The organism is Myxococcus sp. AM011, from assembly GCF_013372595.1.
In the GTDB taxonomy this organism is placed as follows: domain Bacteria; phylum Myxococcota; class Myxococcia; order Myxococcales; family Myxococcaceae; genus Myxococcus; species Myxococcus eversor.
This window is the reverse complement of record NZ_JABXEM010000566.1, coordinates 1-1,173: the sequence shown is the minus strand read 5'-3', so window position 1 is coordinate 1,173 and position 1,173 is coordinate 1. Positions and strand designations below refer to the sequence as shown.

Annotated in this window: 1 protein-coding gene; it reads right to left on the bottom strand. The window is 66.6% G+C overall.

Annotated features, from left to right (window positions below; translation table 11 throughout):
• Nucleotides 1–1,104, bottom strand: a 1,104-nt coding sequence (locus HUW62_RS47340) for an IS1182 family transposase (RefSeq protein WP_176438199.1), incomplete at its 3' end; no start/stop codon positions are given.
• Nucleotides 1,105–1,173 lie beyond the last annotated feature (69 nt).

The window sequence follows — 1,173 nt, the reverse complement described above, 5'->3', positions numbered from 1 at the left end:
CGGTGGCGCGTCCCCATGCTTCTGGCGGCCGGTAGCGAGGTATGGCTCGACGCCCACCGACTCCAGCCAGTGGACATTCTTCGCGGAGAAGTAGCCCGCGTCCGCGCTCAGCTTTCGAGGCACCGCTTCGAGGTGGGCGGCCACCCGGTCCACCAACGCCGGCAGGTGCTCGGCATCCGGGGGCTGGTTGGTGAGGGCCTGGGCGACAATCACCTGGTGCGCCGAGTCCACCGCCGCCTGAGCGTTGTACGCCTGCTCGAAGCTGGTGCCCTTCTTCATGATTCGGCTGTCGGGGTCCGTGAAGTTGCGCTGCGCCTTCGGTGTTGGCTTGCCCTGCGCCGTGTGCGGCACGGTGTGGCTCGGCAAGTCCTCGACGGGCGGCGGTGCGTCATCGTCATCATCCGCACTCTTGTCCGCCTCGGCGGCTCCCTTGGCTTCGGCCTCCAGCGCCTGCCGGGCCTCTCGAATGCGCTGCAGACGCGTCTGCGCGCGTCGTAGCTCCTCGGGCAGTTCATCGCCGCGCTTGCCCTTGCCGTGCTGGGTGTCCTCCTGCGCGTCGACAGCCTCCGCCTGGGCCAAGAGCTCCTTCACCTTCTCGCGCAGCTTCTCTTCCTCCTGCCGCATCCGCTCGTAGCTCATCGCCTTGTGCTTGCTGGCGTTCGCTTTCAGCTTCGTGCCGTCCAGCGCCACGTGCCCCAGCTTCACCAACCCCGCCCTCGCGCACAGCTTCAGCATCTGCACGAAGAGACTCTCGAAGTGCACTCCGTGCCGACGTCGGAACTCCGAAATCCTCGAGTGGTCCGGGGACTGGTTCCCCGCGAGGACGCGAAAGGCCACGTCCTCCTGCGTCTTCCTCTCTATCTTCCGAGACGACGTCACCCCGGTGCAGTACGCGTACAGCAGCAGCGCCACCATCATCTTCGGCTCGTACGGCGGGTAGCCCCGCAGCTCCCTCTCGTAGCGCTCGTAGATGGGGGCAAGGTCCAACTCCTCCACCACCTCCAGCACGAAGCGCGCGAGGTGGTGCTCCGGCAGCCAGTCCAGCAGCGAGGGCGGCAGCAGGAAGTCCTGCTGCACATTCCAGGGGCGGAACTTCTTGCTCATGCCGGACATTGAGCCTCCTCATCCCCGGCAGGGCAAGCCCTCGTTGCGATTACCGCGACAGGCTCCTAG